Genomic DNA, 13,673 nt, shown 5'->3' with positions numbered 1-13,673 from the left:
TTCTGCTTCTTTTGCTTACCGCGCGGTAACGTCATGCCGACACCGGCGGAACGGCACAGGCCCCGCACCCTTCGGGGCGTGGGGCCTGGTGACGCCGGGGGCGCCCTCGCGGTGTGCGCTCAGCGGGGGCCGGCGCGGGAGGCGCCGTGCGCGGACTCGTAGTGGTGCTCGGGGCGGCCGGCTCCCCCGTATTTCAGGGCGAGTTGGATGCTGCCGCGCTCCTGCAGGTGCTTGAGGTAGCGCTGCGCGGTGGAGCGGCTCACCCCGGTGAGGTCGGCCACCTCCTGCGCGGACAGCGCCTTGCCGGCCCGGAGCAGCGCCTCGCGGATGTGCTCGGTGGTCGCCGCCGAATACCCCTTGGGCGGCACTTCCGTCTGGACCGGCGCGTGGAGCGTACCGAAGATCTCGTCCACCTCGCCCTGTCCCAGGCAGTCTAATCGGTCGAGGCGGTCCCGCATCTGGCCGTAGGACGTCAACTTGGCCCGCAGCGCAGCGAAACCGAAGGGTTTGACCAGGTACTGCAGAACGCCGTGGCGCAGCGCCGAGCTCACCTGCTCCGCCCCGCGGGCCGCCGAGACCATGATGACGTCGGTCTCGTGACCGAGCCGACGGAGTCTGCGCACCAGCTGCAGCCCGTCCTCGTCGGGAAGGTAGTGGTCGAGCAGGATCAGATCGACACCGCCGCGTTCGACCGCCATCAGCGCCTCGGCGGCCGTGTGGGCCCGGCCCGTGACACGGAATCCCGGGATGCGGGACACGTAGCGGGAATTGACCTCGGCCACATAGAAGTCGTCGTCCACGACCAGCACGTCGATCACGGTGCCGCTCCCGCCGCCACGGGCGGATTCCGGGGCGCTCGGACCGCGCACACGGCACCACCGCCCGGCGGCTCGGCCGGTCGGGCCGAGCCGCCGAGAATTCGTTGAATCTTCAACTTAACCCCAGTGCATGCGCAAGATCAGAATCGTCGGTTCCCTTTCTTCCTACACCGTCAGAATGAGCAGAACAATCTTTCCGAGGTAAAGCCGAGGTATCCGCCAGGACGGCCCTGACCTGGGCTCACACCCCTAGCCTTGAGGCCGCACGCAGCCGGTGCGTGCTGGTCAGGAGTCCTGGGAGGTGCCGGTGAGAACTGGAACGGAACGGAGCGTTCTGGCTTTCGTGGACAGCGACTATGCGGACACTCCGTACGACAAGTGGGCGGCTGACACGGGCGTACGGCCGCACCTCCTGGTCTCCGAGGCCAAATTCCCGCAGTACAGCCACATTCCGGGTGCCGTCTCCCTCCCCGACTTCCGCCAGGGCGGCGACGCGGAGCGGGCGGCCCTCGAACTCGCCGAGCACACGCCGCCCAGTGCGGTGATCGCCCGCATGGAGGGCGATCTGCTGCGCGCGGCGCGGCTGCGGGAGCTGCTCGGCGTGCCGGGCCAGGACTTCGCCAGCACCCTCGCGTTCCGCGACAAGGTCCATATGAAGACCCTGGTGCGCGAAAGCGGCCTCGACGTACCGGAGTTCGCCCCCGTACGCGTGGACTTCGACCTCTTCGGATTCGTCCGCGAGCACGGCTACCCCGTGGTGGTGAAACCGGCCCTGGGTTCCGGCTCCACCGGCACCCAGGTGCTGCGCGGCCCCGCGGACCTGGCCCGGCTCCTCGCCGAAGGCCTGCCCGAACACGCCGAGGTGGAGCGGTTCGTGGAGGGTCGGATGTACGTGGTGGACGGGCTGGTGGCGGCGGGCGAGCCGGTGGCCACGTTCGTCTCGCGCTACCTCAACGACTGCCTGTCCTTCCACGACGGCATATACCTGGGCTCGGCACAGCTCACCCGCGACCACCCGCTGACGGACCGGCTCATCGGCTATGCGCGGAAGGTCCTGGGCGCGCTGCCCACCCCCGAGTGCGCCGCCTTCCACCTGGAGGTCTTCCACACGCCCGACGACCGCCTCGTGCTGTGCGAGATCGGCAGCAGGACCGGTGGCGCGCTGACCGCCCCCGCCATCCACGCCGCCACCGGCTTCAACCTCGACGAGCAGTGGTTCCGGGCCCAGGTCGCCCCCGAGACCCTGACCGATGCCAGGATCCACGGCGTCGCGCCCGGGCACAGCGCGGGCTGGGTCGTCTTCTATCCCGAACGGGGCACACTCGCGGCCCTGCCCGAGAACCCCCCGCCGTTCGTGGTGGAGGAACGCCTGCGGGCCACGGTGGGCACGGCCTACCAAGGGGGCGTGAAGTCCGCTCACTACCTGGCGGCTTACGTCCTGACCGGCGCCGACGACCAGGAGGTCGAGCGGCGCGCCCAGGAACTCGCCCAGTGGTACGCCGCGGGGGTGCGGTGGACCGGACTCCACGGCGAGCACGGCAAGGCGTCCCTCGACTGACGGCGGGTCAAGCCCACTTCGGGGCACTGCGGCACTGCGACACTGCGGCCAGGATTTTGGAGTGCCCGATGCCGCCGGTCCCGGCACCCAACGCTAGCGAAGCGTTTCTTCCGTCAGCGCTGAGTCACCGTATGTGAAACATCTGCGAATCCCACTGGACAGTGGCATGCCACCGTTTTGCTCATGGCATGACTGCTCCCGGTCCCGTCGCGCCGCTTCACGACTCCTCCGCTATTCGAGACGCACTCGCTCTCTACTCGAGCTTCTCGGCCATTTTGGCCGGCTTCGCCTTCACTGCCGTCATCGTTGTCATTTCGGTGGCCAGAGAGCGAGCCGGCCGGAGCGGCGGCGAAGAGCTGGGGGAGACGCTCACCGTCGGGATCTCGTCGTTCTTCGCCCTCAGCGTGACCGCGGTGTCCTACGGATCCGTTGTGGCCGTGTCCGGCGACACTTACCGAATGCTCCTGGGAGCGCTGCTCTCCGGCACGTCCCTGGCGTTTTCGTCTCTCCTGCTCACCCTGTTCATCGTCCTTGTCCTCGACTCGTTCGTGCCGGGCAGCTCGGCAGCCGCATACACCCGTCACGTTCTCACCCAATTCTTTCCCCTGCTCTGCTTCGCCAACGCGCAAGGGCCGCTGGAAGCGTACTTGTCGGCCAGGTTCCCGGGCGGGGCCCCGATTTCCACGAGAATCGTTCTGGGCTGCTTCCTCGTCGTGCTTCTGGCCTGGAGCATCGGCGGATTTTCCCTCCACCGCTGGGTCTCCTTCACGACCCGCTTCTCCATTCCGCGATCAGGAGCCCGCTGGATGGCTCTGGCAATCCTCTGCGGCTGCGCTGCCGCGACGACCACTGCCGCTCTCTATATGAACTTCACCGAACAGGGGGCAGTTGTCGATGTCGGTTTCATGATGGCGATCACGACGCTCGGTTTCCTCGGCTTCCTCGGCTTCGCGATGTGCACGTCCTTGCTGGAGCCCGCCTGACGTACCCGCGCCCGCCCCTGCCACCCGATGGGCGTGCCGGGGCACCGAGCGGGTGCCACCGGGGAGACTGGGCGCCATGACCGTCAAAGGTGTTCTCTTCGACTTCTCCGGAACCCTGTTCCGCATCGAATCCACCGCGTCCTGGCTGCGGTCCGTGCTCGACCGGGCCCGGATCCCGTTGGACGAGGCCGAGTTCGAGCGGCTGACCCGTGGCCTGGAGGCCTGCGGCGCCCTGCCCGGGGGCGTCGCCCCGCGCGCGGTGCCGGCGCACCTCACCGAGGTGTGGGCGGAGCGCGATCGCACCGCGGAGCAGCACCGGGCCGCGTACACCGGAATGGCCCGCGAGGTCCCGCTGCCGCGCCCCGAGCTCTACGACGCCCTGTACGCCCGTCACATGGAGCCCGCCGCCTGGCGGCCGTACGCCGACGCGGGCGCCGTGCTGGCCGAGCTGCGGCGGCGCGGCGTGCGCACCGCCGTGGTGAGCAACATCGGCTGGGACCCACGGCCGGTCTTCCGGGAGCACGGTCTCGACCCATGGATCGACGCCTACGTGCTCTCCTACGAACACGGCGTCCAGAAGCCGGATCCGCGGCTGTTCCGGGCGGCGTGCGAGACGCTCGGGCTGGCGCCCGAGGACGTGCTGATGGTCGGCGACGACCGGCGCGCGGACGCGGGCGCCGCCGCGGTGGGCTGCGCGGTGCACCTGGTCGACCATCTGCCGGTCGAGGAGCGCCCCGACGCGCTGCTGCCGGTGCTCGACCTGGCCGGCTGACGCGGCGTCGGGGCCGTGTCCCGTCCGCTGACTTTGGGCGATCCCCCGCGTCGCCCAAAATCAGCGGACACGCCGGAGCCCGCCCTGCCGAACGGGGCGGGGCACCGAGGACCTGCTGAACAGACCGGCCCGGGGGCCGGTCGCCGCAGGAGTTACAGCATGTCCCCGCGCACCGCGTCGGTCAATGAGACGCCGTGTCCGCCCGGCCGCGGGGCGGCACCGACACCGCGCCGCGCCGCCCCGCGTCCGCCTCTCCCGTATCCGGGTTCCCGGTGCGATGCTGGACGCACCCGCGGGAAGGAGTTCCGCCGTGCTTCGCGTCGCAGTGGTCGGATCGGGACCGAGTGGGGTCTACACCGCCCAGGCCCTGGTGCAGCAGCAGGGCGTCCCCGGTGTGACGGTCGATGTGCTGGACCGGCTGCCCTGCCCGTACGGCCTCGTGCGCTACGGGGTGGCACCCGACCACGAGAAGATCAAGTCGCTGCAGAACAATCTGCGTGCCGCCCTCGAACACCCCGCGATCTCCTTCCTCGGCAACGTCCGGGTGGGGGACGAGGCCGGGGGGCTGGCTCCGCGGCGGCTGCTGGACCTCTACCACGCGGTCGTCTACTGCGTGGGCGCCGCGACCGACCGGCGCCTCGGCGTCCCCGGGGAGGACCTGCCGGGCAGCTTCTCGGCCACGGAGTTCGTCTCCTGGTACAGCGCCCACCCGGACGCGGAGCCGGGCGGGTTCGTGCTGGGGGCGCGCTCGGCGGTCGTCATCGGGGTCGGCAATGTGGCGGTGGACGTGGCCCGGGTGCTGGCCCGCGGCGCGGACGAGCTACGGGCCACCGATGTGCCGGACACGGCGCTGGCCGCGCTCGCCGACAGCCGGGTGGCGGACATCCACATGGTCGGCCGACGCGGTCCGGGACAGGCGAAGTTCACCACGAAGGAGCTGCGGGAGTTGGGCACCCTGCCGGGGGCGGAGGTGCTCGTGGGGGCCGAGGAGGCGGCTCTGGACCCGGCGTGGACCGACCCGTCCGGGCTGCCGGCGGTCGGCCGACGCAATGTGGAGGTGCTGCGGGGATGGGCCGGGCAGCCGGCCCGGGGCCTCGCGCGCCGGATCCGGCTGCGGTTCTTCCTGCGGCCCGTCGCCCTGCTCGGGGAGGACGCCGTGCGTGCGGTGCGCTTCGAGCGGACCGTGCCGGACGAGCACGGCGGGGTGGCCGGCACGGGCCGGTTCGAGGACATCGAGGCGCAGTTGGTCCTGCGGTCGGTGGGCTATCGCGGGGTGCCGATCCCGGGGCTGCCGTTCGACCCGGAGCGCGGAACCGTGCCGCACACCGGGGGGCGGGTCCTGCGGGACGGCGTGCCGTCGCCCGGCGAGTACGTCGCGGGCTGGATCAAGCGCGGGCCGACCGGCGTGATCGGCACCAATCGCTCGTGCGCCAAGGAGACGGTGACCTCGCTGCTGGCCGACGCCGAGAGCCTCATGACACGACGGCCGGTGGGTGACCCGTACTCCGCGCTGCGGGCGGCGGGGCAGGATCCGGTGCGGTGGCCGGGCTGGCTGGGGATCGAGGCGGCGGAGGCCGCCCTCGGAGCGCGGCTGGGCCGCGGACCGGTGAAGATCCCGGACTGGGAGGGCCTGCTCGCCGCGGCACGGGACCAGGCCTGACCGAGGGGCCGGACCCGTCACCGCCCGACACCGGAGGCATCGCGCCTCAGCCGTGCTCCCCCAGCCGCTCGGCCTGCCGGTCGGCGGCGGTGAGAACGCTGTCGAGGAGCCCCGGGAACAGCGCCTCCAGGTCGTCCCGGCGCAGGGCGTTCATCTTCGCCGTGCCCCGGTAGATCTGGCTGACCACGCCGCACTCGCGGAGCACGCGGAAGTGGTGGGTGGTCGTCGACTTGCTCACGGGGAGTTCCAGGACGGAGCAGGACTGCTCGGTCCCGGCCGCCGCCAGGGACCGCACGACCAGCAGGCGCATGGGGTCCGACAGGGCGTGCAGCACGCTCTCGAGCCGGATGTCCTCGCGGGCGGGGTGCTCGAGGACGCGGCTGGTCGACGGGGTTGCGGACGGCGTCTGCACGGCTGCTCCTCAGGGGTCACTGCGAAGGCCCAGTATACGAGAGTCGTACGAGGGTCATCGTAGTTTGACAGGTCTCGTAGTACGACGGGTATCGTACGAGCTGTACCTCGGCGCAACCCATGAAGGAGCCTGTCGTGAGTTCCCTGTTCGAGCCTTACACCCTGCGGTCGCTGACCATCCCCAACCGTGCCTGGATGGCGCCGATGTGCCAGTACTCCGCCGAGGTCTTCGGGCCGAACGCGGGTGTCGCGAACGACTGGCACTTCCAGCACTACGCCGCCCGCGCGGCCGGCGGCACCGGCTTGATCCTGGTCGAGGCCACCGCGGTCAGCCCTGAGGGCCGGATCAGCCCGGCCGACCTCGGCCTGTGGAACGACACCCAGACCGAGGCGCTCCGCCGCGTGACGGCCTTCCTCAAGGAGCAGGGCACCGTTCCCGGCATCCAGATAGCCCACGCGGGGCGCAAGGCGGCGACCGAGCGGCCGTGGCGGGGCCGTGGCCCCGCGAGCCGGGAGGAGAGCTGGCCGGTGGCCGGGCCGAGCCCGCTGCCGTACGCGGACGACCACCAGGTGCCCGCGGAGCTGACCGTGGCGCAGATCAAGGAGATCGTGGAGCAGTTCGCGGACGCGGCACGGCGCGCCCTGGCCGCCGGCTTCGAGGTCGTCGAGGTGCACGGCGCGCACGGTTACCTCATCCACGAGTTCCTCTCGCCGCACAGCAACCGCCGCACCGACGCGTACGGCGGCTCCTTCGACAACCGCGTCCGGTTCCCGCTGGAGGTCGTGGACGCGGTGCGCGCGGTGTGGCCCGAGGACAAGCCCGTCTTCTTCCGCGTCTCCGCGACCGACTGGCTGACGGAGAACCCCGAGGACGAGCGCGAGGGCTGGACGGCCGACGACACCGTGCGCTTCGCGCGGGAGCTGCTCGCCCACGGCGTGGACCTGCTCGATGTCTCCACCGGCGGCAACGCGCCGGCCACCCGCATCCCGGTCGGCCCCGGCTACCAGGTGCCGTTCGCCCGGCGCGTGAAGGAGGAGACCGGTCTGCCCGTCGCGGCGGTGGGGATGATCACCGACCCCGCGCAGGCCGAGAAGATCATCGCCAATGGTGAGGCGGACGCGGTGCTGCTGGGTCGCGAGCTGCTGCGCGACCCCTTCTGGGCGCGCCGCGCGGCGACCGGCCTGGGCGCCGACCGGCGCATCCCCGACCAGTACGGCTGGGCCGTCTGACCTGCGGACCCCTTCCGGGGCCGCCGCCGGTACGGTTCTGCCGCCCCGTACCGGCGGCGGCCGCTGCACGTACGAGTGCGTGCCGGAGCGTACGGACGTACCCGCTCCCGTTCGTCCCGGAACAGGCTGAGCCAGTAGAGTGACGCCCCGTGGCTGCACGACCATTGAACGAGATCGTAGAAGCGGGCTGGGCCAAGGCACTTGAGCCGGTCGCCGGGCGCATCACCGCGATGGGCGACTTCCTGCGCGCCGAGATCGCGGCGGGCCGGACCTACCTGCCCTCGGGCGCGAATGTGCTGCGCGCGTTCCAGCAGCCGTTCGACGACATACGGGTCCTGATCGTCGGTCAGGACCCGTACCCGACGCCCGGCCATGCCGTGGGGCTGAGCTTCTCCGTCGCGCCCGAGGTGCGGCCGCTGCCCGGCAGCCTGGAGAACATCTTCCGCGAGCTGCACACCGACCTCGGGCTGCCCCGGCCGTCCAACGGCGATCTGACGCCCTGGACCCAGCAGGGCGTCCTGCTGCTCAACCGGGCACTGACCACGGCTCCGCGCAAGCCCGCCGCGCACCGGGGCAAGGGCTGGGAAGAAGTCACCGAGCAGGCGATCCGCGCGTTGGTCGCGCGCGGCCGGCCGATGGCGGCGATCCTGTGGGGCCGCGACGCCCGCAATCTGCGACCGCTGCTCGGCGGGGTGCCGTGCGTCGAGTCCGCTCACCCCTCCCCCATGTCCGCCGATCGCGGCTTCTTCGGGTCCCGGCCGTTCAGCCGGACCAATGACCTCCTCGTCCAGCAGGGATCGGCTCCCGTCAACTGGCAACTTCCGTGATCTTGGGCGGTAAGGTGCCCGCCATGACTATCGGCAGGGACAATACGGACAGCCCGCATGGGGCAGGCGCCGCGCTCCCGGCAGGCGACCGGCGGGCGCCGGCCGGGAGCGCGGCACTGCCGGGCGCGAGCACTGCCCCGAGCGGCGTGCACGCGGCACTCACCGGCGCCTCGACGAGCGAGCGCGCCGTGCGCGACTCCGGCTGATCCCGTGGACGTCACGCCCGGGGACCTGCCGCCCGGCCTCCCGACCGGCCCTCCGCGGCACGGTCGCTCCCCTGTCCTCGGCGTCGACTCGGGCGGTTCGGGCGTCAGGATCGCCCTCACACCCGTCCGGGGTGAGGGCCCGGCCCTCATGTGGTCCTCCCCCGAACCCGCCGTCATGGGCCCCCGGGGTATCGACGCGCGAAGCCTCCTCGACCGGGTGCTGCCCGCCGCCGCGCGTCTCCTGCGCCAAGCGGGCGCGGAGCGCTGCGAGGCCGTCTGCGTGGGTGCCTCCGGCATGGCCACCCTCGGCGACGATCTCCGTGCCGTCCTGCCCGACGCGCTGCGCGACGCGCTCGGGGCACGTCGGCTGGCCCTGGCCTCGGACGCGGTGACCGCCTACGCGGGCGCACTGGGGCAGCGGCCGGGCGCGGTCGTCGCCGTCGGCACCGGGCTGGTCGCGCTCGGCACCGACCTGACGCCGGAAGGCGGCTGGCGGCGCGCGGACGGCTGGGGCCACCTCCTCGGCGACTGCGGCAGCGGAGCCTGGATCGGCCGCGCCGGGCTCGAAGCGGCGATGCGCGCGTACGACGGCCGCGAGGAGGGCGCCTCCCCCGCCCTGCTGGCCCGGCTGGAGGTCCTGTTCGGCCCCGCGCCGGAACTGCCGGGAAAGCTGTACCCGCGCGCGGACCGGCCCGCGCTGCTGGCGTCGTTCGCACCCGAGGTCGGCCGGTGCGCCGGGACCGACCCGGTCGCCTCCCGCATCCTCCGTGAGGCGGCCCGCCATATCGCCGGGGCAGCGGCGGCGGTGTGCCCCCGCCCGGATCGCCCGGACCGGGACGACGAGCGGACCCTGCCGGTGGCCCTCACCGGCGGGCTGCTCCGCATGGGTGAACCACTCCTGACGCCACTCCATCAAGAGTTGCAATTGCAACTACCTCAGGCGCGCCTGCTCGCCGCCGCGGGCGATCCGCTGAGCGGGGCGTCGCTCGTGGCAGCGGCGCTGGCAACGGACTCCTTGCGACTACCCACCGCAGCCGGATTACTACGGATCATTTGCTGAACACATCTCCACTGATCGTATGAACCACCGAATAAATCCGGACAGACGTCACCTAGTTGCCCCCACCCGAACGGCCCAGTCCTCCGAACGACTAACATGCGGCGCCATGAGCTCCCCCACAGGGCCCGTGTCCGGCCTGCCTGTACGAATGCCGCGCCCCCGCCAGCCTGGACGGCACCGGCGGCCGGAGCCGGCGGCTGCTCCAGCGGGTGCGCCCCCGCTGGTCCTCGCCGTACCCGGGACACCCGACCCCGCCACGCGCCTCCTCGCCGAGGAGATCCTCAGCATCGCGCGCGCCGAGCTCCCGGGGCTCGACGCGCGCATCGGCTACGTGGACGCCGACGGCGGCAGCGAGGGCTACCCGTCCCTGGACGCCGTCCTCGGCTACGCCACGGCCCAGCACGCCGCTCGCGCGAGCGAAGCCCGCGAAGAGGCCGCGGCGGACGAGAACGCCGACGCGTGGGCCGCGGGGCCCGCCGCCGTCGTCGTGCCGCTGCTCGCGGGGCCCGACAGCGCCCTGCTGCGCCGCATACGCCAGTCCGTCATGAGCAGCGGTTCCGTCGTCGAGCTGACCGACGCGCTCGGTCCGCACCCGCTGCTCGCCGAAGCGCTGCACGTGCGCCTCTCCGAAGCCGGTCTGGCCCGCGCCGACCGCGCACGGCTGTTTACAGTTGCAACGGCTGCGGACGGCATCATTCTGGCCACGATCGGCGGCGAGGAAGCCGTGCAGGCCGCGGGCATCACCGGCATGCTGCTCTCCGCGCGCCTCGCCGTCCCGGTGATGGCCGCCGCGCTGGACGAGGAGGGCGCGATCGCCCGTACCGCCGAGCGGCTGCGTGGCTCCGGCTCCCGGAACCTCGCGCTGGCGCCCTGCCTGATCGGCCCCGAGGTGGCCGAGAGCCTCCCGGCCGTGGCCGCCCAGGAAGCGGGCTGCGCGGCGGCCGAGCCGCTGGGCGCCTACCCGGCGATCGGCAAGCTCGCCCTCGCCAAGTACGCGGCCGCCCTGGGCATCGCCCCCGAGCCGTCGCTTCAGGGCGCGCCGGTGCGCTGACGCGCGTTCGGCGTCCGGGGACGGACGCCTCGCTGTTCGGAGGGGCCCTCAGGGGCCCCTCCGGTCGTTTCCGGGGCCGGTCGTCGCCGAGCCGGATGGCGCCGGATCCGATGGATCGGATCCGGCCATTCCGGCCCGTCCGCGAGCCCGGGCGTTGCATCGCTTCAGGCAAAGACCACGCAGGACGCGGCGGGCATCGTGATCGACCCGGCGCGGCGCGGCAGGCCCGTGTCGGGCTCGACGGTGAACCAGGTGACGTCGCCGGAACGCTCGTTGGCGGCGTACAGCAGGTGTCCGCCCGGGTGTGCCGACAGATCGCGAGGCCAGTGGCCGCCGCAGTCGACGGTGGCACGGAGGCCGAGGACGTCACCCGAGGCGTCGAGGGCCAGCGTGGCGATGGTGTCGTGGCCGCGGTTGGCGACCCACAGGAACCGGCCGTCGGGCGAGACCACGGGTGCCGAGGGGAAATTGGGCGCCGCCGTGTCCCCGCCGGGAGACTCCTCGGGCACGACAGGTGTCTCGCCGACCGGCTCCAGGGCCCCGGCCGACGCGTCCCAGCGGCAGACCGTGACGGTCGACTCCAGCTCGTTGAGGACGTACGCGCGGTCGCCGCGCGGGTGGAGGGCGAGATGCCGGGGGCCGGTCCCGGGGCGGAGCGGTGTCTCACCGTGGGGCCTCGGGACACCCGTCGCCGGGTCGAGGGCGTGGATCCACACCGAGTCCGTGCCGAGGTCGACGGCGAGCACCCAGCGCCCGGAGGGGTCGGGCACCACGGCGTGCGCGTGCGGGCCCGCCTGCCGGTCCGTCACGGGGCCGCCGCCCCGGTGCGGCAGGACCGCCGAGGGCGCCTCGAGTCCACCGTCGGGGCCGACGGGCAGAGCGCTGACGCTGCCCGAGCCGTAGTTGGCGGTGAGCAGGTGCGTGCCGGTGGGCGCGAGGTGCGTGGGGGAGGCGCCACGGACGGAAACGGGCGCGCCGAGCGGCTCGGGCCGGGCCGGGTCGGCGAGGGAGAAGGCGACGGCGGCTCCCTCCGCGGTCTCGCTCACCGCGTACAGCACGTCGGCGGCGGGCGAGAGCGCGAGGAAGGACGGGTTCACCACGGCGTCGGTGGCGAATACGGGCCTCAGCGCGCCGGTGGTGGTGTCGACGTCCGCGACCGTGAGACCAGGACCGCCCGCCTCCGTGAACGACCCGATGTACGCCCGCTGCCCCCGCCGACGCCCCTGCTGTCCCGTACCGGCCACCGTGCCGCCTCCCCGTCGAGCCACTGTCCGCCCGACGCTACACCGGGGCACCGACAGTGGCCGGGGCGCTCCCGGCCGCTGTCGGTGCCCGGCTCAGGCCTCGGCGAAGACGCCCCGCGGGTTGCTGCGCAGGGGCGCGGCGAGCGAGACGAGCGTGGCTTCCAGGTCGTGCAGGTGGGCGAGGGCGCGCTCGGCGCCGGGGTGGTGGTGCGGAACGGCGTCGGATGCCGCGGCCGCCGGGGGCGCACCGTCCCCGCCGGGCGCGACCAGGGCGTACAGCGCGGTCTCGACCCGCTGGCAGGCCGCGGTCAGCCGGGCGTCGTGCGAGGCGGCGGGGTCGGCGGCGACGGCCGCCAGGCCCCGCGCCTGACGGGCGCAGTCGTCGAGGAAGACCATGACCTCCCGGGCCCGGGCCTTGCGTGCCCGCAGCGGGCTGAGCGGGTGCAGCAGCGGCGCGAGGGAGACGCGCACCTTGCCCAGGAGCAGTTCCAGCTCGGCGACGTGCGCGGTGGGGTCGGCGGACTCGTCGCCGGCGAGTCGCCGGGCCGACTCCGCGGTGCAGTGCCGTACGGCCAGCAGGGCGCGCTGGATCCAGGCGTCGGTGGCGGCGTGCGTGGTGACCGGCAGGATGACGGCGACGGCGAGGGCCGCGCCGAACGCGCCGACGGCCGTCTGCTCGAAGCGCAGCGCCAGCAGCCCCGGGTGGAGCACACCGAGGAGCCCGTAGAGCAGCCCGGCCATGACGGTCACGAAGAACATCATCCAGCTGTAGGACGGGGCGGCGGTGTAGAAGATGCCGAAGACGCAGACGGCGACGAGCACCGCGGTGGGCGCGGGCGCGCCGTGCAGCGGCACGGCCACGAGGAGCCCGACGCCGATTCCGGTCACGGTGCCGACCACGCGGCGGAAGCCGCGGACCAGGGTCTCACCGCGCGAAGCGGTGTTGACGAAGATCCACCAGGCGGTGCCGACGGCCCAGTACCAGCGCTCGTCGGAGACGAGCTGCCCGACGGCGAGGGCGAGACCGCAGGCGAAGGTCGCCTGGAACGCCTGGCGGGTGGTGGGCCGCGCCAGCCCGCGCGCCGCGAGCGGGGCGGGCTGGGCGGGCGGCGGTGTCCGCCGTTCGATGCACCAGAACCCGAAGCGGACGAGACCGGACGCGGCGAGCGCCATCGCCATGGCTCCGTACAGCTCCGGCAGCTGAGCCGGTACGGCGTGCAGGAACTGCGTGGCGAAGAACATCATGAAGGCGAATATCCCGAGCGCGTGGCCACGCGGGCCCCAGCGCCGGGCGTAGACGCCGCAGAAGACCACCGCGAGGAACGCGGCGTCGCGCAGCAGGGGCAGGCCGTGCAGGGCCGTCGCGAGGGCGAGCACGGGGAAACCGACGGCCGGCAGCAGGGCGGTGCTGACCGCCTGACGCCGCACGGTCGGGTCACCGACGGTGAAGAGCGCGAGGAGCGCCGCGAGCCCGCCCGTGATGGAGGCGGGCAGCGACAGGCCGCAGAGCTCCGCCGCGGCAACCGCGAGGCTCACACCGATGACGGCACGGACACCGGTGCGGAGCCTGAGCCGGCCCGGGTCCGGAGCCACGAACATCCTCTTCAGAGCGGCCGCCCCCTTCTCCCCAAGAAACGAATGTGTACGGATGGATTCCGCGGATGCGCACGGACGTCGATGTCACATCAGCGCTTCGCGGCACGACAAAGGCGCTGCGGGGGTTCGGAAGCGGCTTCTTCGCCGCCCGACGCAGCCCAGCGCAACGCCATCAGTAGGTAGAGGAAAACATCCGGAGCCTCAATGGCTCAAGAGCTCCTCGGACAACTGCGCCATTGGTACAGTGCCAATCCAGT

13 protein-coding genes are annotated in these 13,673 nt (G+C 72.7%); 9 read left to right on the top strand and 4 right to left on the bottom strand.

All coding sequences use genetic code 11. The annotated features are described in order from the left end of the window. Nucleotides 1-119: 119 nt before the first annotated feature. The gene (locus JO379_RS29695; protein WP_209517828.1) at nt 120-818 is read right to left on the bottom strand and encodes a response regulator; all 699 of its coding nucleotides are present in this window, start codon (nt 816-818) and stop codon (nt 120-122) included. 343 nt (nt 819-1,161) lie between these two features. Between JO379_RS29695 and JO379_RS29690 the strand changes: the two genes are divergently transcribed. The 4 genes from JO379_RS29690 (at nt 1,162) to JO379_RS29675 (ending at nt 5,791) form a co-directional block, all read left to right on the top strand. Further along, a complete protein-coding gene (locus JO379_RS29690; protein WP_209517826.1) occupies nt 1,162-2,376 on the top strand; it encodes an ATP-grasp domain-containing protein in 1,215 nt (404 codons plus the stop codon). Between the two features lie 188 nt (nt 2,377-2,564). Then, on the top strand, nt 2,565-3,359 hold the full coding sequence (locus JO379_RS29685; protein ID WP_209517824.1) for a hypothetical protein: 795 nt from the start codon (nt 2,565-2,567) through the stop codon (nt 3,357-3,359). 76 nt (nt 3,360-3,435) lie between these two features. After that, nucleotides 3,436-4,131, top strand: coding sequence for an HAD family hydrolase (locus JO379_RS29680; RefSeq protein WP_209517822.1), 696 nt, complete (start codon nt 3,436-3,438; stop codon nt 4,129-4,131). A gap of 310 nt (nt 4,132-4,441) precedes the next feature. Next, the gene (locus JO379_RS29675; protein WP_130881111.1) at nt 4,442-5,791 is read left to right on the top strand and encodes an FAD-dependent oxidoreductase; all 1,350 of its coding nucleotides are present in this window, start codon (nt 4,442-4,444) and stop codon (nt 5,789-5,791) included. A gap of 46 nt (nt 5,792-5,837) precedes the next feature. Here JO379_RS29675 and JO379_RS29670 read toward each other — a convergent pair whose 3' ends face one another. Beyond that, the gene (locus JO379_RS29670; protein ID WP_242626384.1) at nt 5,838-6,203 is read right to left on the bottom strand and encodes an ArsR/SmtB family transcription factor; all 366 of its coding nucleotides are present in this window, start codon (nt 6,201-6,203) and stop codon (nt 5,838-5,840) included. A 134-nt stretch (nt 6,204-6,337) separates the two neighbouring features. Here JO379_RS29670 and JO379_RS29665 point away from each other — a divergent pair, with 134 nt between their 5' ends. The 5 genes from JO379_RS29665 (at nt 6,338) to JO379_RS29650 (ending at nt 10,576) form a co-directional block, all read left to right on the top strand. Further along, entirely contained in the window at nt 6,338-7,432 is a 1,095-nt protein-coding gene (locus JO379_RS29665; protein ID WP_130881112.1) for an NADH:flavin oxidoreductase/NADH oxidase, read from the top strand. Nucleotides 7,433-7,581: 149 nt separating this feature from the next. Further along, a complete protein-coding gene (locus tag JO379_RS29660) occupies nt 7,582-8,259 on the top strand; it encodes a uracil-DNA glycosylase (RefSeq protein ID WP_130881113.1) in 678 nt (225 codons plus the stop codon). A gap of 23 nt (nt 8,260-8,282) precedes the next feature. Continuing rightward, the gene (locus JO379_RS33505; protein WP_245381585.1) at nt 8,283-8,465 is read left to right on the top strand and encodes a hypothetical protein; all 183 of its coding nucleotides are present in this window, start codon (nt 8,283-8,285) and stop codon (nt 8,463-8,465) included. A gap of 25 nt (nt 8,466-8,490) precedes the next feature. Beyond that, nucleotides 8,491-9,525 carry an N-acetylglucosamine kinase gene (locus tag JO379_RS29655; RefSeq protein ID WP_245382647.1) on the top strand — a complete coding sequence of 345 codons (1,035 nt, stop codon included), beginning with the start codon at nt 8,491-8,493 and terminating at the stop codon, nt 9,523-9,525. Nucleotides 9,526-9,631: 106 nt separating this feature from the next. Next, nucleotides 9,632-10,576, top strand: a complete 945-nt coding sequence (locus JO379_RS29650; protein ID WP_130881115.1) for a sirohydrochlorin chelatase family protein — start codon at nt 9,632-9,634, stop codon at nt 10,574-10,576. 164 nt (nt 10,577-10,740) lie between these two features. Here the strand turns inward: JO379_RS29650 and JO379_RS29645 are convergent, their stop codons facing one another. Together JO379_RS29645 and JO379_RS29640 are read right to left on the bottom strand one after the other, a co-directional pair. Next, nucleotides 10,741-11,820 carry a lactonase family protein gene (locus JO379_RS29645; protein ID WP_209517819.1) on the bottom strand — a complete coding sequence of 360 codons (1,080 nt, stop codon included), beginning with the start codon at nt 11,818-11,820 and terminating at the stop codon, nt 10,741-10,743. Between the two features lie 93 nt (nt 11,821-11,913). After that, nucleotides 11,914-13,419 (bottom strand): FUSC family protein, encoded by a 1,506-nt coding sequence (locus tag JO379_RS29640; RefSeq protein ID WP_209517817.1) that lies wholly within the window; start codon nt 13,417-13,419, stop codon nt 11,914-11,916. Nucleotides 13,420-13,673 lie beyond the last annotated feature (254 nt).

This window comes from Streptomyces syringium (assembly GCF_017876625.1).
Taxonomy (GTDB): Bacteria; Actinomycetota; Actinomycetes; order Streptomycetales; family Streptomycetaceae; genus Streptomyces; species Streptomyces syringius.
Note: the sequence above shows the minus strand (reverse complement) of the source record. Positions and strands in the feature narration are given on the sequence as shown.